Source organism: Halobaculum limi, from assembly GCF_029490015.1.
Lineage (GTDB): Archaea > Halobacteriota > Halobacteria > Halobacteriales > Haloferacaceae > Halobaculum > Halobaculum limi.
The window spans coordinates 2487728-2511056 of sequence record NZ_CP120468.1 but is presented as its reverse complement, the minus strand read 5'-3'; the positions used below and the strand labels follow the sequence as shown (position 1 = coordinate 2511056).

The following is a 23329-nucleotide window of genomic DNA, read 5'->3' as shown; positions in this document are numbered from 1 at the left end:
CAGCACAGCGGGTTTACCAAACGTGTATGGACTCCGCGGTACTGCTCGATCTCCTCGGCAACGAGAACCGACGGCGGATACTCCGCCTGCTCTCACACAAGCCGTGTTACGTGACCGAGATCAGTGAGTACCTCGGCGTGTCGCCCAAGGCCGTCATCGACCACCTCCGCAAACTGGAGGACGCTGGTCTCATCGAGAGCCACACCGACGACCGGCGGCGCAAGTACTTCCACATCGCCCGCGACGTTCGCCTCGAAGTGAACGTCTCTCGCCACGGGTTCGGGGCGAAGTCCGCGTACCCCGCGAATCCCGAACTCGACATCCAGGGTCGCTGCCCGCATATGCAGATGGACCTGGACGCCCGCGTCGGCACCGCGGACGGCGCAGACGGTGCTGACGAGTCGGGCGGGGAAGCGAGCCAACTGGCCGCCGAGTTCGACCGGTTACAAGACTTAGAGAACGAACTCTCACTCGCCCAGCGATGGGTCCACGGGCGGATCACGAATCTGCTCGACCGCGTGAACGACCGTCTCGGCATCGACGCCGACTCCCGATTCTACGCGAAACTGCTCGCGGCGGTCAGGTCGACAGACGGCACGACGGGAGCGGTCACCCGTGAAGTGAACGCCGACCACGAGGCCGTGCGAGATGGACTCAGTCGACTCGCGGAGGCCGACCTACTCGTTCGAGACGGCGACCGCTGGCGGCTTCCAGACTGACTACTCGATGTCGCGGGTCAGCCCCGCCCGAAGGTCGCGTCCGAAGTACAGACCAGCGACGGCGAGCAACGCGCCGACGGTGACGCCGACACCCGCAACGGGGACGCCGTAGTCCGCGAGGAGGTTCGTCCCGACGACGAGACCGCCGGTGGTGAGCGTCCCGAGGAGGAACGCCCCGCCCGCCGCGAGTGCGCCCGCGACGGCGGTTTCGAGGTACGCGCGGCGTGACCGTACGAGGCCGAGTGCGAACGCCGCGGCGAACAGGCCGACGTAGCGAACGACGCCGCCGAGCAACGGGACGGCCGACCCGACGACGAGACCCGCGGTGAGAACCAGGACCGTCAGCAGGAATCCCTTCACACTGAACGGCGTCCGGCCGAGCCGCGAGGTCGACTCGTCGGTGCCCGAGGAGACGGCCTCTTCACCCGCGTCGGCGCTCGTCGACGCCTCTGCGTCGCCGTTGCGTTCGGCGAGTTCCTGTAGTTCCTCCAGACTCTTCGACATACCTGCTACTGCGCGACGCGCGGGCAAGGTTCTTGTGCTGGGTGGCCCGCCGAGGGAACCGAGTGGCGCCTGCCTCACCGCGGACGGGCAGGTTCAAGTTCGCGCCGACCGCTACCGTCGCGTATGACCCCGAGCCCCGGAGACCGCGTCCGCGTCGACCACGCGGGCGTCACCGACGAGGGCGTGTTGATGCCGTCGAGCGACGAGGCCAACCTTGTCCTCAAACTCGACGGCGGCTACAACGTCGGCGTCGACCGCGCAGACGCGAGCGTCGAGGTGCTCGAACGCGCCGCCCGAACCGTCGGTGACGAAGACGGCCAGGACGACGACGCTGCCTCAGCGGTCGCGTTCGACGACGACCTCCCGACCATCGCGCTCATCTCGACTGGCGGCACCATCGCCTCCACCGTCGACTACCGCACCGGCGCTGTCACTGCCCGCTTCGACGCGGAGGACGTCCTGCGCGCCGTCCCGGACCTGGCGGGCCGCGCGAACTACCGCGGGCGCGTCGTCGCCAACATCCTCTCGGAGAATATGGACCCGACCGTCTGGCGCGACCTCGCCGAGGCCGTCCACGAAGAGATCGAAGCGGGCGCGGACGGCGTCGTCGTGATGCACGGCACCGACACGATGCAGTACTCCGCGTCGGCGCTGTCGTATATGCTCGACACGCCGGTCCCTATCGTGTTCACGGGGAGTCAGCGCTCTGCCGACCGTCCCTCCTCGGATAACGTGATGAACGCCGTCGCCGCCGTCGAAGCCGCGAAGTCGGACTGCTCGGAGGTGCTCGTCTGTATGCACGGGACGCCCTCCGACGACTACTGTGCGCTCCACCGCGGCACGCGCGTCCGCAAGAACCACACTTCGCGGCGCGACGCCTTCCAGACCGTCGGTGCAAAGCCAGTCGGGCGCGTCACCTACGGCCCCGAGGAGTCCGACATCGCCGTGGAGTTCGACAAGCCCCGCGCCCGTCGCGGCGACGCAGACCTCGCACTCGCCCCGGACCTCGCGGAGGACGTCGAACTGATCAAGTTCACGCCCGGGATGGACCCGGCGGCGCTCGAGTACCTCGACGGGAAAGCCGGCGTCGTCATCGAGGGGACCGGCCTCGGGCACGTCCACACCGACCTCATCCCGCGCTTCGAGGAGTTGGTCGACGACGGCACGACCGTCGTGATGACGAGTCAGTGTCTGGAGGGGCGCGTCTGCGACCGCGTGTACGACACCGGCCGTGACCTCCTCGACGCGGGCGTCGTCGAGGCGGGCGACACGCTCCCCGGCACGGCGAAGGTGAAGTTGATGTGGGCGCTCGCGAACACCGCCGACCCCGACGACGCGATGGGTCGTGACCTCGCGGGCGAACTCACCGAGGAGTCGAAGCCCTGGGTATGACCGACCGCGACGCCGACACCGCCGCCGACCACGAGTTCACCGTCCGGCGGGCGCGCGAGTCGGACGTCGACCACGTCGTCCGGTTCACGCAGGACACGTGGGGCGACCGTCACGGCGACTACCTCCCCGACGTGTTCGGCCGTTGGGTCGAGACCGACGACGACGAGCAGTACACGATGGTCATCGACGTCGACGACGGCGACGACGTGGCCGGCGTGATGCAGTGTGTCCTGCTCTCGGAGACGGAAGCGTGGGCACAGGGGATGCGCGTCAACCCCGCCTACCGCGGCAACGACCTCTCGCCGCTGCTCTCGCGCGAGGGATTCCGCTGGGCACGCGAACAGGGCGCGGTCGTCTCGCGCAACATGGTGTTCTCGTGGAACGTCGCCGGTCTCGGGCAGTCCCGGACGGTCGGCTTCGACCCCGCGACGGAGTTCCGTTGGCTCCAACCGGACCCGGACGGAGACGCCGACCCGGACCTCGTCGTCACCGACGACGCAGACGCCGCGTGGGCCTACTGGACGCGGAGTGACGCCCGCGACCACCTCGCGGGCCTCGCGATAGACGGTGGCGAGTCGTGGGCGTGTTCGGAACTCACCCGCGCGGACCTCCAGCGTGCCGCCGACCGCGACGGATTGTTCGTCGTCGTCGACGGCGGCACGCGCGGGTTCACCTCGCTGGCGTACACCTACGACCGCGAGAACGAGGACGGCGTCGAGGAGACGTGGGGCGTCTACCACGTCGCCGCGTGGGCCGACACCGAGGCGCTTCGGGCCCTGTCCGAGGCGGTCGCCCGCGACGCCGCCGCCCGCGGCATCGACAACACGCGCATCCTGATACCGGAGACTGCGCACCACGTTTCCGACGCCGCCGCGGTCCGAACGCCCGTCTCCGACCAACCGGACTTCGTGATGGCCGCCGACCTCACCGACGACTCGCTGTTCTGAGACGGCCCGTCGCTCTCGGAGACCGGCGAAGTTACGTAGTCGCACTCCCGCGTTGCACCTGTGTTCCGGACGCTCGACAGCCTCGTCACAGCGGCGTCGCTCCCGCTTCACACCGGGGGCCCCTCGACGCTGGACGTCGTCGGCTACACGCTCGGCGGTGTGATTCTCAGTTACACCGTCTACGTGCTGCTGACACGACTGGACTGATGTCTGCGCCGCCGTCGGAGTTATCCACCCCGCCGGTGTATCGGGGGCTGTGATTCCAACGCTCCTCACGACGCTCACCGCAGTAGCGCTCCAGATCCCTGGCGGGTTCGACCTCGGCGTTCTCGGCGTCGTGAACGTCATCCTGGCACTCGTCGTCGGCTACCTCATCTATCAGGACGCGCAAGAGCGCCGGACAGACTCGCCCGCACTGTGGGCGGTCGCACTCGGCCTCGCATCGCTGTTGCTGTCGTTCCTCGGCTTCTTGCTCGCCGTCGGCGTCTACTACTTCGTCGTCATCCGCGACTGAGAACGCTGGACCGCTGTCATCTTCGGTACTTCTTTTGTCAGTGAATCTGTGCACCCGCGTATGGTCCCCCTTCCGCTGTTCGGCGCTCTCCCTGGCGGCGTGGAACTGCTCGTCATCTTCTTCATCTTCTTGATCCTCAGTCTGCTCATCCCCGTCGGGATGGCCTACTGGGTGTACCGCGACGCGCAGTCACGGGGCAACGACGACGCGACCATCTGGGCGCTCGCGACCGTCCTCGCGGGCCTGTTCGTCTCGGTGTTCGGGGCGGGCGCGGTGCTGCTCTTGTACATCCTCATCGGCCGCGAGTAACGTCCGAACGCCGCCGAGCGACACCCTCGATCAGATCTGGACGATCCACGCCCGATAGTCCTCTGGCTGGTCGTAGACGGCCTGAAACGCCTGATCGATGAACCCTGCGAGCCGATTAGCGTCCGAGCGCGCAGAGATGCGGACGTTCGTCCCATCGGCGTCTTCGGGGGCTTCGCGTTCGTCGATGCGGAACTCGGGGTAGTCGTCGAGGAGCGTGTGCAGGCGGTCGAGTTCCTCGTCCGTGCAGTCGAGGTTGAACGTCTTCTCGGCGAACTGGATCCACGGCGGCGGCGACGCCTCCTCGCCGTCGTCGCTCTCGTCGTCGTCGGCCGGTGCGTCGCCGAACTCGACTCGCTCGCGCGGCGGTTGCACCTCGACGGTGAGGAAGGCGCTCCCACGCTCGCGGTGGGCGGTGACGGCGTCGGCGAACAGTTTCCGCCGGTCGGCGGCGGTGTCGGCGTCGAAGCGGGTCATACGAGCGGCTACTCCCGGTGCTCGTAAAAAGCGGGCGCTCTCCGGTCGGACGGGTGGCTGTCGGCCCACACACGACCGCACCCGTGTCGGCTTCCGGTCCCACCGATCCGCGCCGGATTCAGCACGCCTTTCACCGTGGGGTCGGAGACGACACGTATGAGCGACCACCGAATCCTGCTGCTTGGTCCGCCGGGGGCCGGGAAGGGGACGCAAGCAAAGCGCCTCACCACCGAGTACGACCTCGACCACATCACGACCGGTGACGCACTTCGTCAGAACAAGGATATGGAGACGGAGTACGGGACGCCCGGCGAGTTCATGGACGCGGGCGAACTCGTGCCCGACCCCGTCGTCAACGAGATCGTCGTCGCGGCACTCGCCGACGCCGACGGCTTCGTCCTCGACGGCTACCCGCGCAACCTCGACCAGGCGGAGTTCCTCACTGAGGAGACCGACCTCGACACCGTCCTGTTCCTGAACGTGCCCGAGGACGTCCTCGTCGAGCGCCTGACCGGCCGCCGCGTCTGCGACGACTGCGGCGCGAACTACCACGTCGAGTTCGACCAACCCGAGGAAGACGGCGTCTGCGACGACTGCGGCGGCGAGTTGATCCAGCGTGAGGACGACACCGAAGACACCGTCCGCGAGCGTCTACGCGTCTACCGCGAGAACACCGAACCCGTCGTCGAGCACTACCGCGAGGAGGGGTCGCTCGTCGAGGTGTCCGGTGAGGGCACGCCCGACGACGTGTTCGAGTCGATCGTCGACGTCGTCGAGAACTGACTGGCGACCGACAGCCACCGAACCCAGTTTTGCGTTTTTGACCCAGTCCCCGTGAGCCACAGCGCCCACGAGCGCCCCGGGTCACGCGGGTCGGTCGTGCGCTGTGGCGGCACCGAGAGTACAACCTTCTTACGTGGGAACCGCCTACGGCGGGTAATGGCACGAATCGAAGCGCGTGTCCGGGAACTCGCCTCCGAGCCCCAGATGCGCGAGGCTATCGAAGTCGTCCTCGACCGCGCGGAGGACGGCGAGGTCCAGTGGGTCGACGTCCGCGAGGACCTCTCCAGCGGTCAGTGGGGCCGCCTCATCGAGCGAGGCGTCCTCGAAGACGGCGAGGCAGGATTCGCGCTCGCCGACCGCGAGGCGATCGAGGCTGGACTGGAGGCACCCGAGGAATCGACCAGCAGCAGCGACGTTGAGGTTCCCGACTCCGGCGAGGTGTCGTGGAGCATCTACGACAAAGCCGCCGGCGTGGTGACGCTGCTGTTCTTCGTCGGTTACTCCTACGGCCCGGTCCGGAGCATCGTCGGCAACGCGATGGACGTCCTGTTCGGTCCGTTGCAGGACGCCCTGCCGCTGTACGCCGTGATTATGATCCTCGCGACACTGACGGGGCTGTACTCCACGCTCCTGCGTGCGAACCTGATGGATATGGACCGGATGGCCGCGTACCAACAGCGGATGAAAGATATCCAAGAGCGCCGCAAGGAGGCCAAAGAGCGCGGCGACGACGACGCGATGCAGGCCATCCAGGAAGAGCAGATGGAGGCCATGGGCGATCAACTCGGGATGTTCAAAGAGCAGTTCCGCCCGATGGTGTGGATTATGGTCCTCACTATCCCGGTGTTCCTGTGGATGTACTGGAAGATCGGATTCCGCGGCGCGGAGGGTCAGCCTGGTCTCGACCTCGAACCAATCGTCCTCCCGCTTGCCGGGCAGGTCCAATGGACCGATAACCTACTCATCATGCCCACGTGGATCATCTGGTACTTCCTGTGCTCGATGGCGTTCACCCAGATCATCCAGAAGGGGCTCAACATCTCGATGTCGCCGTCGACGTCGTAACCACGCCCGCCGACCCTCGATTTTCGGTTCGACACTCCCACCGACGAGTAGCGGCGACGCCTATCGCGTCGCCGTCTTCCACTCCCGCAGGCCGACGACGCCACCACCGTACTCGTCGGGGTCGGCGTCGGTCGCCGCCCACACGAACATCGGCGCGACGTCGTCCGGGTCGCGCCCACCCTGATTTCCGGTGAGTGCGGTGTTCACGAGTCCGAGATCCAGCGTGAGCGCCGTCGCGTCGAGGTCGGCGTTCGCCTGGCGCACGACCGCCTCCGCGCCCGCCTTCGAGACGGCGTACGCGCCCATCCCCGCCTTCGGCTCGCGGGCGACCGATCCTGAGGGGACGAGGATGCGCGCCGTTTCCGTGAGGTACGGTGCGGCCTCCTCCACGGTCGCGAACACGCCGCGCACGTTGGTGCGGACGGTGTCGTCGAATCTGCTGTACGGTTCGGCGTCGATGGGCATCTCGCCAGGCGTGCCGTGGTTGACGGCGGCGTTGGCGACGACGACATCGATGCCGTCGCGTGCGCCCTCCCGGGCGGCCCGTTCCATCAGTCGTTCGAGGTCGAACTCGTCGCGGACGTCCGCACGGAGGCCCGAGACGGATCCGTTCGCCGAGAGTGCGTCGACCGTCTGCTCTACGTCGTCGGCGTTTCGCGAACAGATCACGACGTGTGCGCCCTCGTCGACGAACGCGGCGGCGACCGCACGGCCGACGCCGCGCGTCGCGCCCGTCACGACTACGGTAGTCTCGTCCATACTCCAGTAAGGACTGGCGACGACGTAGTGGTTGCGGGCGTGACCTGTCCGACTACCGAACGACTGTCACACTCGTCGCGTCCGACCCTCTCGAAGACACGAGGACGGCAGCGGTTCGACCGCCCACTCTTTATAAGCCGCGGGTGTGTAATTCGTCCAATGCGAACACCTCGTGACCGCTCCTCGCTCGCTGGCGAAGACGTGGTCGTGATCGGCGGCGGGTTCGGCGGCCTCTCGACGGCTTGCTACCTCGCCGACGCCGGCGCGGACGTTACCCTCCTCGAGAAGAACGAACAACTCGGCGGTCGGGCCTCCGTCCTCGAAGAAGACGGCTTCCGCTTCGATATGGGTCCGTCGTGGTACCTGATGCCCGACGTCTTCGAGACGTTCTTCGGCCACTTCGACCGCGAACCGTCGGACTACTACACGCTCTCGCGACTCGACCCCCACTACCGCATCTTCTTCAAAGACGGCGACCAGGTGGACATGGTCCCGGATCTGGACGCGAACCGCAACACGTTCGAGTCGTACGAACCGGGCGCGGCCGACGCCTTCGACGACTACCTCCGCAAGTCCGAGCGTAACTACGAGATCGGGATGGAGCACTTCGTGTACGAACACCGCGACGACCTCGTGGACTTCATCGACCCAGACGTCCTCCGCTACTCGTGGGGCCTCTCGCTCATCGGGTCGATGCAAGACCACGTCGAGGACTACTTCGACCACCCCAAACTCCAGCAGATTATGCAGTACACCCTCGTGTTCCTCGGGGGGTCGCCGCACAACACGCCGGCGCTGTACAACCTGATGAGTCACGTCGACTTCAACCTCGGCGTCTACTACCCGGACGGCGGCCTCGGTGCCGTCGTCGACGGCATCGTCGAGATGGGCGCGGAACTGGGCGTCACCTACGAGACGGACGCCCCCGTCACCGCCATCAAGGGGAAACGCGGCGGATTCAAAGTCGAGACGGGCGGCGACGACGCGGACACGTACCTCCCCGATCTGGTCGTCAGCGACGCCGACTACGCCCACACCGAACAGGAACTGCTCGCGCCCGAGAAGCGCCAGTACGACGCCGACTACTGGGAGTCGCGAACCTATGCACCGTCGGCGTACCTGCTGTACATGGGCGTCGAAGGCGACGTAGAGGAACTCGCACACCACACACTCGTCCTCCCGACCGACTGGGACGACCACTTCGAGCAGATATTCGACGACCCCGCGTGGCCCGACGACCCTGCGTACTACCTGTGTGTTCCCTCGAAGACCGACGACACCGTCGCCCCCGAGGGTCACTCCAACCTGTTCGTCCTCGTCCCCATCGCGGCCGGCCTGGAGGACACGCCGGAACTCCGCAGTCAGTACCGCCAACTCGTCCTCGACGACATCGCCGCGAACACGGGCGTCGACCTGCGCGACCGCATCGTCTACGAGAAGGAGTTCTGCGTCGACGACTTCGCGGCCCGCTACAACTCGATGAAGGGGTCGGCGCTCGGCCTCGCGCACACGCTCCGACAGACGGCACCGTTCCGCCCCGGTCACGAGTCGTCGAAGGTCGACGGCCTCTACTTCACGGGGTCGACCACCACGCCCGGCATCGGCGTCCCGATGTGTCTCATCTCGGGACTGCTCACGGCCGAGACGATGGCCGGGTCCGACTGACCGTATGTACGCCGACGTCACCGCACGGGGCCGCTACCTGCTGAAACTCTCGCGCCCGCGCTTCTGGTTCTACCTCGCGGGGCCGGTCGTCGTCGGCGTCGCCTTCGGCGCTGCGACCGTGGCGGAGTTGTTCAAGCCGACCAACTTCCTGCTGTTCGGCTACTTCCTGCTCCCCGCAAACCTGTTCTTGTACGGCGTCAACGACGTGTTCGACCGCGACGTCGACGAGGCGAACCCCAAGAAAGACGAAAAGGAAGTCCGCTACGACGGTGGCCCACTCGTCCCGGCCGTCGTCGTCGGGTCACTCGTCCTCGGCCTCGGAACGTTCCTCGTGACGCCACAGGCCGCGTGGCCGTTCCTGGCGGGCTTTTTCCTGCTCGGTGCGCAGTACTCCGCGCCGCCGTTCCGCTTCAAGACGACCCCGTTCCTCGACTCCGTCTCGAACGGCCTGTACATCCTGCCGGGGGCGGCGGCGTTCGCCCTCCTCACCGGGTCGGCCCCGCCGGTCGCGGCGCTCGTTGGCGCGTGGCTGTGGGCGATGGGGATGCACACGTTCTCGGCCATCCCCGACATCGCCCCCGACCGTGCGGCGGGTATCCGGACGACGGCGACCGTCCTCGGTGAGGAGCGGACGTACGTCTACTGTGCGGCCTGCTGGCTCACCTCTGCAGTCGCGTTCGCCGCCGTCGACAACCGCATCGGCCTCCTCCTCCTCGCGTATCCGGTCGTCGTCTTCGCCATCTACTGGTCGGGCATCGCAGTCGACCGGGCGTACTGGTGGTATCCCGCCATCAACACGGTCGTCGGGGCCGTCCTCACGATGGGCGCGCTCACCCGCATCGTCTCACCGGAGGCGGTGTTGCCGTGAGTCCCGAGACCGGCACCGGCCGACTCGACGGCCTCCGCGAGGCGATGCCGAGCGACCGCCGCGAGGCAGAACGCCGCCTCGACGAACTGGTGCGCGAGAACCGCGTCACCATCTCCGTCGTCTTCCCGCTCGTGGGCGTAATCCTCCTCGTCGCCAGCGCCGAGGGCGTCTTCGCGGGCACACCGTTAGCCCCGCTGGCGTTCAACGGCGGGATGATCCTATTGGGAACGCTCGTGATGCGGTCGCCGCTCGTCGTCGGCCTCGCACCGCTCGTGGGGCGGCGCGAACTCGCGGGTATCGCCCTGCTGTCGGCGTACGCCTACACCATCGAGTACGTCGGCATCTCGACGGGGTGGCCCTACGGCGAGTTCGAGTACCTCGTGGCGCTTGGGCCGGAGTTCGGCGGCGTCCCGCTCGGACTGCCGGTGTTCTTCCTCCCGTTGGTCGCGAACGCCTACCTGCTGTCGCTGTTGTTGCTCGGCGACCGCGCAGAGCGGACGCTCACCCGTCTGCTCGCGGTCATCGGCCTCGTCCTCGTCTTGGACGTGGTGCTCGACCCCGGCGCGGTCGCACTCGGCTTCTGGGCGTACACCGGCGTCGAGAACGTCGGCGCACTCGGCGTGCTGACTGGTGAGGGGTTCTACGGCGTCCCCCTCTCCAACTACGCGGGGTGGGTGCTGTCGGCGACCGTCACCGTGGTCGTCCTCGACGCCGCCTTCGACCGGGCGGCACTCCGCTCGCGACTCGCCGACTGCGAGTTTATGCTCGACGACATGGTGAGTTTCGTCCTCCTGTGGGGCGGCGTGAATCTCTGGTTCTGGAACCCACTCGCGGTCGCCGTCGCCGCCGCTATCGGCGTGGGACTGGTCCGTGCGGATCGGTTCGACGCCGACCTGGTGCGGCAACTGTGGCAACGAGCGTAGTCGAGTAGCCGAGTGACTCGCGACCTGCGGGAGTCGAGCGTCGAGAAAATGGGTCGTTCTTACCGCGCTGGGAGTCGGTCGCCGTGTCCCGCGCCCGAACGGTTCGTCTCGCTGTCGCCGTACGCGACACAGGAGACGCGCCGGAACACCGTCTCGGGGTCTTTACAGCGGAACCACGCCCAGCGCGTCTGTGCGAACAATTTCACCTTGCGGAGCGTGCCGAGTTCGGGCGTCTCCGAGAGCGTGTCGAACCCGCGTTCGCGGATGACCGCGTGGTGTTCGGCGTACAACACTGCCGCGAGCAACACCGCGAACTGGCAGTCTTCGGGGAGGTACTTGATGCCCGCGACGCCCTCCTTGTACAGCGATTCGGCCCGTCGGAGTTCGTGGCGCATCACCGACTCGACGTGCTCGTCGAACTCGAACCGCTTCAGTTGCTCTTCGGTGACGCCGTACTCGCGGAGCGTCTCCTGTGGGAGGTACACGCGGTCGAGGTCGACGATGTCCTCGCGCACGTCGCGCAGGAAGTTCGACAGTTGGAACGCCTCACCCAGTGCCGTCGCGTGCGGCAACGCGGCCTCGGGTTCCTCTGGCTCCATCACAGCCGTCATCATCCGGCCGACGGCGGAGGCGGAGCCGTCCATATACGCCTCCAACTGCTCGTACGTCTCGTAGCGCTCGGTGTCGATGTCCGACCGCATCGCGTCGATGAACGTCACCACGTCCTCGTCTGCGATGCCGTGTTCGTCGCACATCTCCGCGAACGCCGACAACACGGGGTCGTCCGTCTCGATACGGCCGAGTGCGGCGTCACGGAGGCGGTCGAGTTCGCGTCGCTGTTCGTCTGGCGGGGCCGTCTCCGCGCCGTCGACGATCTCGTCGGCGACGCGGAAGAACGCGTACAGGATGTAGGTTGGTTCACGCACCCGTTCGGGGAGCACCCGCGTGGCGAAGTGGAAGGTCTTCCCCGTGCGCTGCTGGATGCGCTTGCTCTTGGCGATCTGATCGTCGTCTACCATCGCTGCGTCTGCGCACCCCACGCTCTGTCAGCACTGTGCCGTCCACGCATTTGAATACCGAATAGTACGTCGGCCCACACTATAACAGTTGGTGCGCTCGCACCCTGCGATTTTGACCTCGCTGAAACCCCACGAGGGGCTTCCAGCCGTTCTGCACCTCACCCGTAAAATGGGTCTGAACAGTCGAAGACGACCCCGTGTTCGGGGCAGACGTACTCGCAGTGGCGGTGGACCATCGACGACCCGCAGTACGGACACGGGCGCGTCTGCTTCACCTCCTCGCCGGTCGCTTCCCCTCCCTCGCTCGCCGCCGATCCGTCCGCGTCGCTCATACGCACCGATTCGGACGACGCCGACAAAGCGGTTCGGATGGTCGCGCCCCCCGATCCGGTCGCGGTATCGCTTTACGCGACGAGTCCGTGATCCGGACGAATGGAGTATCCCGACCCTCGACGACTCATGGTCGCGGCCGCCTCCGGCGTCGCCGTCGCCGCAGGGACGTTCCTCGTCGTCGGCTTCTCGCCGCGGTGGGTGGTCGTCGCTGTCGCGCAGACGGTCCTGTTGCTGTTGCCCGACGCCGTCCTCGCGGCCGGCATCCAGGGGCTCGGAAGCACCTCCCAACCGTTACTCGTCCTTGGGTCGGCGCTGCTGTCTGTCGTGCTGTTCGGCGGCCTCGCTCTCCTCGGCCTCTGGTTCGGGGAACGGGCTGACCGCGACCGCGCCGAGGTGGTGTTCCTCGTCGGCCTCGTGCAGGCAGTCGCCGCGTTCGTCATCGCCGTCTCACCCGGGGCCGCGGTCGTGGGCGGCCTGTTCGGCGGCGCGACCGTCGGCCTCGCGGGGCGGCGCGCCACCGCCGGCGTCGACGGTGCTCGTCGGGGCCTGTTGCGTGCGACGGGCGTCGCCGCGGCCGCCGTCGGTCTCGCCGGGTTCGGTCCAGTAACGCGGGCGCTCCGGTCGACAGGCGGCGGTGAATCGGGCGAATCCGTCGAGCGGAGCCCCCTCGTCGAGCGACTGCTCGCGACGGCGAGCGACCGGTCGTTCGACCTCGCCGGCGCCGACCCCCTCGTCTCGGAGTCGTTCTACGTCGTGGACAAGAACGCCGCCGACCCGCAGGTCGACCCCGAAGAGTGGTCGCTGCGCGTCACCGGAGCGGTCACCAAGGAACTCGCCCTCGACTTCGACACGGTCACCGACCGCGCGGCCGAACACCGCTTCGAGACGCTCCGGTGTGTCGGCGACCCGGTGAACGGACAAAAAGTCGACACGGCCCTGTGGACCGGCGTCCCCATCGCGCCGCTGTTGGAGGAGGCGGGCGTGACCCGCGACAGTTGTTGTGTGATGTTGCACGCGGCCGACGACTACTACGAGGAGTTCCCGTTGTCAGCGCTGGAGGACGGCTTCCTCGCGTACCGGATGAACGGTCGGCCGCTCCCACGGGGCCACGGCGCGCCCGTGCGGGCGCTCATCCCCGGACACTGGGGTGAGATCAACGTCAAGTGGATCACCGAAATCGAGATTCTCGAAGAAGAGGCGACCGGTTACTGGGAACAGCGTGGCTGGCACGGCACCGGTCCCGTCTCGACGGTCGCGAAACTTCACCACGTCGAGACTAACGACGGCACCGTCTCCGTTGGCGGCCACGCCTACGCGGGCACTCGGGGCGTCTCCGCGGTCGAGGTGTCGACCGACGGCGGCGAGACGTGGATCGAGGCCGACCTCACCGAGCGACTGCCCGGCCCGACGCCCGCCGACGCCGACCTGGACGACCCCGAGACGGTGTCTGGCGAGGCCGCGGACGCGTGGCGCGGGTGGCACTACGAGTACGAAGCCGAGGCAGAACACGAGGTCGTCGTCCGCGCGATCGAACGCGACGGAACTGTGCAACCGAGCGAGGAGACCGACCCGTTCCCATCGGGGGCGTCTGGTCGCGTGAGTCGGACGGTCCGACCGTGATCGAACGCATCCGATCAGAGGAGTTACTAACTCGAATCCGTTCGTTAGCAATGTGGCGGATATCAGTACCGAAGGCGGCGTGCGCCATCGTGTGAGCCGTGGCCGACTGTTGGGCCTTGCCAGTACAGCGGTGTTGGTGGCGGCGTCGGCGCTGGCGCTGACCACCGGCCGAGTCAAACTGTTCGGTATCGCGTGGCTCGCGTTCGGCGCGATGGCCGTCGCGGGGTACGCCGGCGCACGGACCCCGAGTACGCACACCGGGACGCTCGTGTGGGGGTACGGCCTCGCCGCCGGTGCGATGATCACCAGCGCAGCCGTCTTCTTGCTCCCGCAAGCGATGGGCCAACACCCCGTCTTCGGCGGCTTCGGCGTCGCACTCGGCCTCTTGGTCGGCTACGCCGCACACACGCTCGGCCACCGCCTCTCACATATGCAGTTGCCCATCGACAGGACGCTCGCCGAGTTGACGGCACACGCCGTCAGCGCGGGCGCCATCATCGGCATCATCTACGGCAACATGCCCGAACTGGGCGTGTTGCTCGGCGTCGCTATCGTCTCGCACAAGGGACCGGCGGGGTACGCCGCGGTCCACCGATTCGCCGGGCGCGGCGGCGACTGGACGGCCGTCCTCCTCCCCGCGGCGGGCGTCGGCGTCGCCGCCGTCGCCTCGTCGTTTCTCGCGTTGCCCGCCTCCGCACCGATCCGCGGCGTCGTCTTCGGCTTCGCGACGGGTGTGTTCCTCCACGTCGCGATGGATTTCCTCCCCGAGTGTGAGATCGGGAGCGAGGTCCACGACTCGCTGAGTCACGACGGCGACGCGCACGAACTGCTCGACCGCCTCCGCGTCCACGCTGTCGCCAGCACGGCTATCGGCGGCGTCGCGGTGTTTCTCGCGTGGACGGTCGTCGCGTAACGCGGCACGAAAATCGGGACTCGGTCGGCGCTCTCGGCTCTTACTCCGTCGTCACGCGACGGATCTGCCAGGAGATGCCCGCGAACGCGACCAGCAGGACCGCGAGGTTGAACGCTGCCCGAAACAGCGGACGGTACTCGCGAACGACCCACTCGTTGATCGTCTGCCCGACCGCGGTGTAAAACTGGAGACCAGCGACGAGCGCCAGCACCACCAGCGCCGCCAGCGCGACGTAGTTCACGTACCGCGTCAGGTCACCGGACAGCGAGACGGGACCGTCGCCTCGGTCGTCGTCGGTCGTCGTCGATACGTCGTCGGTCCGCTGGGATGCGTGTTCTTCGCTCATTGTGTTCGCCTCCGTGCGATGAGTGCCACACCTGCGAGCGCCGCGAGTGCGACCACCACGCCGAAGCCAGGCGTGGACGTCTCGGTCACCGTCTGTGCCGCCTCGGTCGGTCGTCCGTCGTCCGGCGTGTCCTCGTCGCCGGCGAAGTCACCGACCTCGAACTCTACCTCGCGCACCGTCTCGTTCGGGGAGATGGTCTCGGTGGGGTCGAGGTTGGCGACCGACCGCGCCGTGTCGACGAGGACGCCGTCACGGTACACCGCCGCGTCGACGTAGTAGTTGTAGTCGCTGGGCACCGTCACCTGCGTCGTCGCGTCGGTGGTTCGGCCCGGGCCAATCGCACCGATCGTCGTCGACTCGCGCGCGGCGACGAGGTTCGACTCCGCCTGCCGGAGGATGATTTCGACGCGGAGGTCGCCGCTCGGTTCCTGCCCACTGTTCGTCAGCGAGGCGGCGACTGCGAGCGTCGTCCGGTTCTGCGTTCCGTCGACCGAGTCCACAGACACCGCGAGCGGGGGGACCGCGTCGCTCTCGGTGAAGCGGACCTCGGTGCCGAGTGCCGCCAGCCCCGAGACGCGCGTTCGCTCGCGGTCGATGGACTGCCCGTCGCGGAACACGGTCGTCTCGATGACGTAGCCGCCCTCGCGAGGCACCGTCAGCGAGGCGTTCACCGGAACGCTTCGCTCGCCGGTCAGTTCGTCCAGCTCGACCGTTCGCTCGGTCGCCAACAGCCCCGACTCCGCGTCGTACGCGCGGAAGCGCACGGAGACGTTGTCGGTCGGGTTGCCCGCGTGCCCGATACGGGTGGTGAGCGTCAGCGTCGCCGTCGACCCGTCGACCTCACCCGGCGAGATAGCCGGTGACTCGGCGATACTGACGTGCCCGGGACGGACGGGGTCGTCCGTCGACGGGTCCGCGAGTACGCCAGGGGCCACCGCGGCCCCGAGGAGGGCGACGAGGAAGACGGCGACCGCGGCCGCAGTCAGCCGTCGTTCTCGTGTCATACGGGCGTCACTGCACGAGGGTCCGGTAAACCCTTTGTGTGTGAGACGGAGTCGAGTCGCCGCTGGCGTCGTGCAGATACAGTTAGAATGTTAGAAGTCGAACACGATGGTATGCGGTACGTCCTGTTGACAAACGATCCGACGCGAAGCGAACGACTGTGTGACTACCTCGAACCACGGTTGGAGGAGACAGACACGGTTCACGCGATCAACTCTCAGCGTGGCGGTGACCGGACCTCTCAGCGGGAACTCGATCACGGTAAAGACGCCCTCTCAGTCGTCCACAGGCGTCTCTCGGAGGTTGCGAGCGTCGAGACACACCAACTCGTCCGGGGTAAATCGCCCGCCGAGGACGCACTCGCGTTCGTCGAGCGATACGAGATCGACGAGATCGTGATGGGGATCCGGAAGCGATCTGCGGCGTCGAAACTCCTCTTCGGCGACGTGGCACAGGACGTCCTGATGAACGCGACGGTCCCGATGCGGGTCGTTCCAGTCGTCGACTAAGTACCCGAAGCGACGGAGTCGATCCCCTCGCTGACGACGAGGCCACGGAGAGTGACTACTCCAGTAACTCCTCGGCGAGCATCGGCACGAACGTCCCCACGTCCGTCACCATCCCGACCGCCTGCGCAGAGCCACGGTCGAGCAACTGCGTCACCGTCGCGGGGTTGATGTCGACGCAGACGGTGCGCGTCGTCGACGGCAGGCAGTTGCCCACCGCCACCGAGTGCAACAGCGACGACAGCATCAACACGAGGTCTGCCTGCCGCGCCTGTTCGCGGATGGCGTTCTGTGCCTCCACCGCGTCGGTGATGGTGTCGGGAAGCGGGCCGTCGTCGCGGATAGAGCCCGCGAGAACGAAGTCGCGGTCGTTGGCGACGCACTCGTACATCACGCCCTCCTCGATGAGGCCCTCCTCGACGGCGGCCTCGATGCCGCCCGCACGGATCACCTCGCTGATGGTGTAGATGTGGTGTTTGTGGCCCTTCCGCGGGTGTTCCATCGTCTCCACGTCCATCCCGAGACTCGTCCCGTACATCGACCGCTCCATATCGTGGACGGCGAAGCCGTTGCCCGCCGAGATGGCGTCGACGTACCCCTCGCGCACGAGTCGCGCGAGGCCGGGGCCGCCGCCCGCGTGGATGACCGCCGGGCCGGCGACACACAGGACGCGCCCGCCCTGTGCTTTCGTCTCGGCGATGGCCTCCGCGATGTCGCGGATGAGCGAGCGAGAGGGTCGCTCCGCGGAGACGCCACCGCGCATGAAGCCGAACGGCCCCGAGGAGTCACGTGGGCGCTCCGGCGGCTTTACCCGAATCCCTGCGTCGCCGGTGACGACCTGGTCGCCCTCCTCGATGCCGTTGAGTACCTTCGTCCGGGCGGTCACGTCGTCGCCAGCATGGTCTACCACCACCGCACAGTCCATCTCGATGTCGTCGACGGGAATCCACTCGCCGTCGACGCGGACGTCGGTCGGGTGGTTCGTCGTCGAGTAGAAGCCGTCCGGGACGACGTTGTCCGCGGGCGCAGGCGTGAGCGTCGCGTCCGACGGTGAGACCAAGGTCGCGCCCGACTGGTGGAGTTCGTGGAGGATGGGGTGGAGCGTCGCCTCGTCGTCGGCGATGACGCGCATCCGGCAGTACGACTCTTTGGTCTTGCTCGTACCGACGTGAAACTCCTCGATGTCGAACTCCCCGCCCAAGTCCATGACGACGGTGAACGCCCGTTCCATCAGGCCGGAGTCGATGATGTGGCCCTCCAACTCGACCACGTCGCTGACGGTCATACCACCTCTGCGACGCCCCGCGGTGAAAAACTACCCGCGAGCGCAGTATCGGCCGCGAGCGATGGTCGACGACGACCGGGAATCGGGTTGTAGACTACCAGATGGAGAGACGAGTAGCCGAGTTCGACGGGCCGGTGCTGCTCACAGGAGGAAGCCCTTCAGGACGTTCAGGACGCCCCAGGTGATCTGGGCGACGACGTTGCCCTGTTCGCCCTTGATGACGATGTCGTCGTTCACGACGGCGTCAGCGAACGCGTTGGCGGGGTTCGAAGAACCGGCGATGCCTTCCATCGTCGAGCGGTCCGTCTCCATTCGGAGGCTGGCGTCGTCGTGGGCAGACTCACGTAGGTCTACGATCTTCCCTTCACCAGTCATCCGGAACGAGTACACTGCGGTCTCGCCGCCGTCACTGATGTAGAGGTTCACGCGCTTGTTCTCCAGTTGCCCGGCGAGCGGTCCCAGATCGAGGTCGCCGCTGTGGTCGTTGTACAGGGCGAACCCCGTCTGGAGGTCGGCGAACACCTCGCTCGACCAGTCGGGGCGGTCGCTCTGTGCGGCGACGGGAGCGCCTGCACCCGCGATCAACACGAGCGATGCGACTACCAGAGTGAGCGTTCGGTGGAACATACCCGATACACGCGGGCAGAGGACATAAATACCGACTACAGGCCAGTTACTGTCCTGCTACCGCCGCGACACGTTGTTCGAGTGGTGGCCCGTCGAACGCGGCGTCGAGGAACGCCACTTCGTGGGCGAGCACTTCGGTGAACCGCGCGTCCCACGAGTCGAAGTGGCCCATCGGCAGCGCCAGCAGCGACGACTCCGGAAGCGCGTCGGCCAGTCGTTCCGCCGTCGCGTACGGTACCACCTCGTCGTCGGTGCCCGCGACGACGAACGTCGGACAGGCGACGTCCTCGGCGACCGTGACCGGCCGGTAGCGCGGCAACGCGAGCAACGTCCGCGCACGAGTGCGGTTCTGCCACGTCGAGTTGCGCGGAATCAACGAGGAGTAGCCGTCGAGTGCGCCGGGTTCGTTGAGTACGGCGAACTCCTCGGTGCGTCCGTACACCTTCACCTCGTGGTGGCGACGAACGAGGCCGCCCACGCGGTCGCGCAGGCCCGCCACCGTCGCCTTCAGGAGGAAGCCCGGCGACTTGCTTCGAAGGAGCGCACGCCCGTCCGCGAACGGCGTTCGCGCGACGACGGCATCCACGTCGGTTCGCTCGGTGGCGACCGTGACGACGTGGCCGCCCGCGAGCGAGACGCCCCACAGGGCGAGGCCGTCGCCGAGGACATCTACCTCGCGCACGCGGTCGATAGCGCCCCGCCAGTCGTCGAGTTGGCGACTCGGGAGGACGACGGGCGTGCCCTCTGACTTCCCGAACCCTCGGTAGTCGAACGTGAACGCGGCGTAGCCCGCACCCGCGAGTCGCTCGGCGATGCGGTCGAGGCCGAAGGCCGCTTCGGCGGCGAAGCCGTGTGCCAGCACGACGACTGCGGGGTCGTCCACGTCGCGCGGGCGGTACAGCGTCCCGACGCAGGTGTCGCTGTCGACGGTGAACGTGAGTCGTCGCGTCGAGAAACGTTCGCGCGAGGGTCGCCCGCCGACACGACGCGCAGGAGCGAACTCGGGCGTCGACTCGGTCGTGGTCACCGTTCCTCCTCAGGCACGACGGCTACGTCTGGGTCGGGGTCAGTCTCGATAGAGTCGAGGACGCGTTCGGAGAACTCCTCCTCGGAGATGCGATACGCGAGGAGGTCGGTTATCCACGCCTCCTCGATGTGCCAGGCCGCCTGCACGTCCGTCTCGAAGCGTAGTGAGACCGCATCGACGCGGCGTGGGTCGAACTCGTCGTCCTCGGCCAAGTCGATGAACGTGTTGCACACCTTCCCCATCTCCGCGTGGTCGGGTTCCATCCCCGGTAACGTCGTCGTGTACGCGACCTGCACTCGGTCGGGGTCGACGTACACCTCCTCGACGTCGATGCCGTTGACACGTAGGGTCCGCGCCAGCGACGGTCCATCGATGGTCATACCTGTCGGTACAGTTGCTGGTGACTTACTGGTTCCGGGGAGTACAACGGGACGGCGAGGGCGGAGAGTGGGAGTCCATGTCAGAGGCACTGGGGCCCTCCGCCCAGACGCCACGTATCGGTTGGCTCTCTCACGACTTAACCACTCGGTGAAGCGCAGTTCACCTCGTTTCGACCGACAGACAGAATGCCTATGTACCCGAGTGTCGGTTCTCCTCTCGAATGGTCGACGAGGTTGAGCCGGTTCGTCGGGCGTACGATCGCCTCTCGAGTGAGGTCCGACTGCGAATCATCACGGCGCTCGGCGACGCCAGCGGCGAGGACGGGTACGCGACGCTCCCGTTCAGCGACCTCCAACGCGCCGCCAGCGTCGACGACAGTGGGCACTTCACCTACCACCTGAAGCAGTTGGTCGGAGAGTTCATTGAGGAGACTGAGGGCGGCTACTGCCTCACGCTCGCCGGGATTCGCACGTACCAAGCGGTCGTCGCCGGCGGCGTCGACGACGCCGTCGAAGTCGACCCTTTCGAGGTCGGGGCGACGTGTCCCACCTGTGGCGGCAACCAACATATGTGGTACACCGGGAGCCGCGCGATAATCGGCTGTCTCGACTGCGACACGGTGCAGTTTCGGGAGCCGTTACCCTCAGACACGTTCGACCACGACGACCCGGACTCGCTGGTCGACACTATCACTCGACAACATCACCGCGACCTCCAGTCGTTTCACGACGGCGTGTGTCCGTACTGCCTCGGTTCGGTCGACTGGAAACTAACGACGACCGAAGACGTCGTCGTCGCGGACGCCGACCGGATACTCGCACACGTGTGGTGTCACGACTGTTCGTGGTTCTCCTACGGCGGCGTCGGCGACCACCTGTACCACCACCCCGCTGTCTCGTCGTTCCTCTACCGCCACGGCGTCGCCGTGACCGAACTGTCGTTGTGGGCCGACGAGACCGACAGCCTCGAACGCGTCACACAGACGGACCCGGTCCAGATCGAAGTCGTCTACGAACTCGGCGACGAGCGACTGCGCGTGGTCGTCGACGAGTCGATGGACCTCGTCTCTCGGACGGTCGAATCGCGCGAGTCGTGACCGCGCGTCACCCCCTCACCTGAGGTCGTCCGGGTCGATGCCGAGGTTCGCGGCGACGAACCCCCACCGCTCGGCGTTCTCGCGCACCTGCATCGACGTCGGCTTGCCGACGCCGTGGCCCGCGTCGTCTTCGACGCGGAGGACGACCGGCGCGTCCCCGGTGTTCCGGTCTTGCACCAGCGCCGTCATCTTGCGAGCGTGACACGGGTGGACCCGTGTGTCACCGAGTGCGGTCGTGAACATCGTCGGCGGGTACTCGGTCTTGGGCGCGTTGTGGTACGGGGAGTACGCGCGGAGGTACTCGAACGCCTCGGGGTCGTCGGGGTGGCCGTACTCGGTCGTCCACGACGCCCCCAGCAGGAAGCGGTGGAACCGCAGCATATCCAGCAGCGGAACGTGACACATCGCGACCGCCCACCGGTTGGGTCGCTGGGTGAGCAACGCGCCGACGAGGAGGCCGCCGTTCGACCCGCCGGTGACGCCGATGCGGTCGGGGTCGGCCCACCCGGTGTCGGCGATGCCGTCCGCGACCGCGAGGGCGTCGTCGAACACGCGCTGTTTGTTCCCGCGGCGGCCCGCCTCGTGCCACGGTTCGCCGTACTCGGTGCCGCCTCGCAGCGTCGCGAGAACGAACACGCCGCCGGCCGTGAGAAACGGGAGTCGGAAGCGGTCGAACGTCGGCGTCCGGTTGACGCGGAAGCCACCGTACCCGGTGACCAGCGCGGGATTGTCGCCGTCGGCGTCCACGTCGCTGCGACGAACGACGAACGCGGGCACCTCGGTTCCGTCGGCTGATTCGAACCACTCCTGACTCACGGTAAGGTCGACCCCCACCTCCGTCGACTGTCGACACAGCGTCTCGGTCGTTCCCTCGCGAACGTCGACACGGCGCACCGACGGCGGGTCGACGAACGACTGGACCGTCAGGTACGCGACGGGGTCGTCGCTGTCGCCGTGAATCCCTGCGACGGTCGGGAACGCTGGCACCTCGACCACTCGCTCGTGGTCGCCGTCGGCGTCGAAGACGGCCACCTCGGAACTCGCGTCGCGGTGGTAGTGCGCCAGCAGACGGTCGCCCGCCGTCTCGACTCCACGGAGGACAGCGTCCGTCTCGGGAACGAGTTCCGCGAACGAGTCCGGTTCTCGCTCGCCGTCTGCCACCACGGTCGACAGGGGTGCCGACAGCACGCGAGAGAAGTCCGCCTCGTAGTCCGTCACGAGGAGGAGGCGGTTGCGGTCGCCGTCGATGGTCGGCGTGAACACGGCGTCGTAGCCCGAGAGGACGGGCGACAGCGACGCTGACGCGGGGTCACCGCGGTAGGCGTACAGGTCCGAGCGCTCCCACCCCTCCATATACTGAGCGACGAGCGTGTCGCCGTCGGTCACGAGCGTCGGCCACGTCGTCTCACCCACCTCGTCGGCGACGACGTGGTCCGCGCCGGGAGCGGTGTCGGATCCGAACTCGTGAAACCGGATCGTCTTGTCGAGTTGGCCGTCGCCACCGTCAGCATCGCTGTCGGCATCGCCGTCGTCCACGCCCTCCTCGGCGGCGTCGCTCCCTGCCGCACCGGTCGTCACGTAGTAGAAGCCGCGCGGGTCGCTCGTGGTGTCCTCGTCGTCCGCTGTCTCGCTCTCGGCCCACGCGAAGCCGTTCGACTGGGTTCGGCCGACGTCCTCGACTGTCTCGACGACCGCCGCCGTCTCCACGTCGACCACGCGGATGTCGTACTGTTCGTCGCCGCCCTCCGCGACGCCGTACGCGAGGTACGCCCCGTCGGGACCGGGCACGAACCAGTCGACGGAGACGGTGCCGTCGTCGTCCCAGTCGTTCGGGTCGACGAGGACCGTCCCCGCCTCCGTTCCGACGGCGTCGTCGCCGTCGTACGCGTAGAGGACCGCCTGTTCGTCGTCCGGGCGCTTCACGGTCTGGAACAGACAGTCGCCTGCGGGCGTGACGGGGCCGTACTGGGCGACGCGGCCGAGCGACTCGTATCGCTGTGCCAGCGCCGCTCGCTGGGGCGTCTCGAGGACGGCTTCGGCGTGGTCGTTCTGTGCGTCTGTCCACGTCTGTACCGCCTCGTCGTCGCCCTCCAGCCAGCGGTACGGGTCGGTGATCGACTCCCCGTGTACCTCGTCGGTTACGGGTCGTCGCGGCGTCTCGGGGGTGCCTCCGGCGTCGGGGGCGTCGCTGTCGGTCATCGAGTGCAACTCCGAGTCGCACGGAAAGAGTCTGTCCCTCGGTGGGACGGGTT

27 protein-coding genes are annotated in these 23329 nt (G+C 67.3%); 15 read left to right on the top strand and 12 right to left on the bottom strand.

Annotation, left to right across the window (positions count from 1 at the left end; genetic code table 11):
- Nucleotides 1-26 precede the first annotated feature (26 nt).
- Nucleotides 27-719 (top strand): ArsR/SmtB family transcription factor, encoded by a 693-nt coding sequence (locus P0D77_RS12725; protein WP_277553457.1) that lies wholly within the window; start codon nucleotides 27-29, stop codon nucleotides 717-719.
- Here the strand turns inward: P0D77_RS12725 and P0D77_RS12720 are convergent, their stop codons facing one another.
- Nucleotides 720-1223: a DUF8526 domain-containing protein gene (locus P0D77_RS12720; protein WP_277553456.1), complete on the bottom strand. Its 504-nt coding sequence runs from the start codon at nucleotides 1221-1223 to the stop codon at nucleotides 720-722.
- 123 nt (nucleotides 1224-1346) lie between these two features.
- On the opposite strand from P0D77_RS12720, the gene gatD reads away from it, so the two are divergent.
- From gatD to P0D77_RS12695, 5 genes are read left to right on the top strand one after another with little or no spacing between them, the layout of a single operon-like run.
- The gene (gene gatD / locus P0D77_RS12715) at nucleotides 1347-2615 is read left to right on the top strand and encodes a Glu-tRNA(Gln) amidotransferase subunit GatD (RefSeq protein WP_277553455.1); all 1269 of its coding nucleotides are present in this window, start codon (nucleotides 1347-1349) and stop codon (nucleotides 2613-2615) included.
- Nucleotides 2612-3562, top strand: a complete 951-nt coding sequence (locus P0D77_RS12710) for a GNAT family N-acetyltransferase (protein WP_277553454.1) — start codon at nucleotides 2612-2614, stop codon at nucleotides 3560-3562. The genes gatD and P0D77_RS12710 overlap by 4 nt, the downstream gene beginning before the upstream one ends.
- A gap of 60 nt (nucleotides 3563-3622) precedes the next feature.
- A complete protein-coding gene (locus tag P0D77_RS12705) occupies nucleotides 3623-3769 on the top strand; it encodes a hypothetical protein (protein WP_277553453.1) in 147 nt (48 codons plus the stop codon).
- A gap of 49 nt (nucleotides 3770-3818) precedes the next feature.
- Complete coding sequence (locus tag P0D77_RS12700; RefSeq protein ID WP_277553451.1) at nucleotides 3819-4076, top strand: hypothetical protein; 258 nt, start codon at nucleotides 3819-3821, stop codon at nucleotides 4074-4076.
- Nucleotides 4077-4136: 60 nt separating this feature from the next.
- Nucleotides 4137-4385, top strand: coding sequence for a hypothetical protein (locus P0D77_RS12695; RefSeq protein WP_277553449.1), 249 nt, complete (start codon nucleotides 4137-4139; stop codon nucleotides 4383-4385).
- A gap of 30 nt (nucleotides 4386-4415) precedes the next feature.
- Here the strand turns inward: P0D77_RS12695 and P0D77_RS12690 are convergent, their stop codons facing one another.
- Nucleotides 4416-4859 carry a DUF7975 family protein gene (locus P0D77_RS12690; protein WP_277553448.1) on the bottom strand — a complete coding sequence of 148 codons (444 nt, stop codon included), beginning with the start codon at nucleotides 4857-4859 and terminating at the stop codon, nucleotides 4416-4418.
- A 156-nt stretch (nucleotides 4860-5015) separates the two neighbouring features.
- Between P0D77_RS12690 and P0D77_RS12685 the strand changes: the two genes are divergently transcribed.
- The gene (locus P0D77_RS12685; protein ID WP_277553447.1) at nucleotides 5016-5642 is read left to right on the top strand and encodes an adenylate kinase; all 627 of its coding nucleotides are present in this window, start codon (nucleotides 5016-5018) and stop codon (nucleotides 5640-5642) included.
- A 156-nt stretch (nucleotides 5643-5798) separates the two neighbouring features.
- Nucleotides 5799-6707, top strand: coding sequence for a DUF106 domain-containing protein (locus P0D77_RS12680; protein WP_277553445.1), 909 nt, complete (start codon nucleotides 5799-5801; stop codon nucleotides 6705-6707).
- Nucleotides 6708-6767: 60 nt separating this feature from the next.
- Here P0D77_RS12680 and P0D77_RS12675 read toward each other — a convergent pair whose 3' ends face one another.
- Complete coding sequence (locus tag P0D77_RS12675; RefSeq protein WP_277553444.1) at nucleotides 6768-7466, bottom strand: SDR family NAD(P)-dependent oxidoreductase; 699 nt, start codon at nucleotides 7464-7466, stop codon at nucleotides 6768-6770.
- Between the two features lie 159 nt (nucleotides 7467-7625).
- Between P0D77_RS12675 and P0D77_RS12670 the strand changes: the two genes are divergently transcribed.
- Genes P0D77_RS12670 through cruF form a run of 3 tightly spaced genes read left to right on the top strand, consistent with a single transcriptional unit; the run spans nucleotide 7626 to nucleotide 10922 of the window.
- Nucleotides 7626-9131, top strand: a complete 1506-nt coding sequence (locus P0D77_RS12670; RefSeq protein WP_277553443.1) for a phytoene desaturase family protein — start codon at nucleotides 7626-7628, stop codon at nucleotides 9129-9131.
- Nucleotides 9132-9135: 4 nt separating this feature from the next.
- Nucleotides 9136-9999 carry a prenyltransferase gene (locus P0D77_RS12665; RefSeq protein WP_277553441.1) on the top strand — a complete coding sequence of 288 codons (864 nt, stop codon included), beginning with the start codon at nucleotides 9136-9138 and terminating at the stop codon, nucleotides 9997-9999.
- A 44-nt stretch (nucleotides 10000-10043) separates the two neighbouring features.
- Nucleotides 10044-10922: a bisanhydrobacterioruberin hydratase gene (gene cruF, locus P0D77_RS12660; protein ID WP_277555803.1), complete on the top strand. Its 879-nt coding sequence runs from the start codon at nucleotides 10044-10046 to the stop codon at nucleotides 10920-10922.
- 59 nt (nucleotides 10923-10981) lie between these two features.
- On the opposite strand, the gene P0D77_RS12655 is transcribed toward cruF, so the two are convergent.
- Together P0D77_RS12655 and P0D77_RS12650 are read right to left on the bottom strand one after the other, a co-directional pair.
- On the bottom strand, nucleotides 10982-11941 hold the full coding sequence (locus P0D77_RS12655; RefSeq protein ID WP_277553440.1) for a phytoene/squalene synthase family protein: 960 nt from the start codon (nucleotides 11939-11941) through the stop codon (nucleotides 10982-10984).
- Nucleotides 11942-12099: 158 nt separating this feature from the next.
- A complete protein-coding gene (locus P0D77_RS12650; RefSeq protein ID WP_277553439.1) occupies nucleotides 12100-12273 on the bottom strand; it encodes an HVO_2523 family zinc finger protein in 174 nt (57 codons plus the stop codon).
- A gap of 100 nt (nucleotides 12274-12373) precedes the next feature.
- On the opposite strand from P0D77_RS12650, the gene P0D77_RS12645 reads away from it, so the two are divergent.
- A complete protein-coding gene (locus tag P0D77_RS12645) occupies nucleotides 12374-13894 on the top strand; it encodes a molybdopterin-dependent oxidoreductase (RefSeq protein WP_277553438.1) in 1521 nt (506 codons plus the stop codon).
- 91 nt (nucleotides 13895-13985) lie between these two features.
- Nucleotides 13986-14807 (top strand): ZIP family metal transporter, encoded by an 822-nt coding sequence (locus P0D77_RS12640; RefSeq protein ID WP_277555802.1) that lies wholly within the window; start codon nucleotides 13986-13988, stop codon nucleotides 14805-14807.
- Nucleotides 14808-14847: 40 nt separating this feature from the next.
- On the opposite strand, the gene P0D77_RS12635 is transcribed toward P0D77_RS12640, so the two are convergent.
- Entirely contained in the window at nucleotides 14848-15153 is a 306-nt protein-coding gene (locus P0D77_RS12635; RefSeq protein ID WP_277553437.1) for a DUF8060 family membrane protein, read from the bottom strand.
- Complete coding sequence (locus P0D77_RS12630) at nucleotides 15150-16157, bottom strand: DUF7490 domain-containing protein (RefSeq protein WP_277553436.1); 1008 nt, start codon at nucleotides 16155-16157, stop codon at nucleotides 15150-15152. The genes P0D77_RS12635 and P0D77_RS12630 overlap by 4 nt, the downstream gene beginning before the upstream one ends.
- 111 nt (nucleotides 16158-16268) lie before the next feature.
- On the opposite strand from P0D77_RS12630, the gene P0D77_RS12625 reads away from it, so the two are divergent.
- On the top strand, nucleotides 16269-16664 hold the full coding sequence (locus P0D77_RS12625) for a universal stress protein (protein WP_277553435.1): 396 nt from the start codon (nucleotides 16269-16271) through the stop codon (nucleotides 16662-16664).
- A 55-nt stretch (nucleotides 16665-16719) separates the two neighbouring features.
- On the opposite strand, the gene P0D77_RS12620 is transcribed toward P0D77_RS12625, so the two are convergent.
- The 4 genes from P0D77_RS12620 to P0D77_RS12605 all read right to left on the bottom strand — a co-directional run bounded on the left by P0D77_RS12620 (nucleotide 16720) and on the right by P0D77_RS12605 (nucleotide 19980).
- Entirely contained in the window at nucleotides 16720-17946 is a 1227-nt protein-coding gene (locus P0D77_RS12620; RefSeq protein WP_277553434.1) for an ornithine cyclodeaminase, nickel-pincer nucleotide-dependent, read from the bottom strand.
- 141 nt (nucleotides 17947-18087) lie between these two features.
- Nucleotides 18088-18573 (bottom strand): hypothetical protein, encoded by a 486-nt coding sequence (locus P0D77_RS12615; protein ID WP_277553433.1) that lies wholly within the window; start codon nucleotides 18571-18573, stop codon nucleotides 18088-18090.
- Nucleotides 18574-18619: 46 nt separating this feature from the next.
- Nucleotides 18620-19600, bottom strand: a complete 981-nt coding sequence (locus P0D77_RS12610; protein WP_277553432.1) for an alpha/beta hydrolase — start codon at nucleotides 19598-19600, stop codon at nucleotides 18620-18622.
- A complete protein-coding gene (locus P0D77_RS12605; RefSeq protein ID WP_277553431.1) occupies nucleotides 19597-19980 on the bottom strand; it encodes a DUF8159 domain-containing protein in 384 nt (127 codons plus the stop codon). Before P0D77_RS12605 ends, P0D77_RS12610 begins: the two co-directional genes overlap by 4 nt.
- A 221-nt stretch (nucleotides 19981-20201) precedes the next feature.
- Here P0D77_RS12605 and P0D77_RS12600 point away from each other — a divergent pair, with 221 nt between their 5' ends.
- Entirely contained in the window at nucleotides 20202-21077 is an 876-nt protein-coding gene (locus P0D77_RS12600) for a DUF7351 domain-containing protein (protein ID WP_277553430.1), read from the top strand.
- 15 nt (nucleotides 21078-21092) lie between these two features.
- Here P0D77_RS12600 and P0D77_RS12595 read toward each other — a convergent pair whose 3' ends face one another.
- On the bottom strand, nucleotides 21093-23276 hold the full coding sequence (locus tag P0D77_RS12595; RefSeq protein ID WP_277553429.1) for a prolyl oligopeptidase family serine peptidase: 2184 nt from the start codon (nucleotides 23274-23276) through the stop codon (nucleotides 21093-21095).
- Nucleotides 23277-23329: the final 53 nt, after the last annotated feature.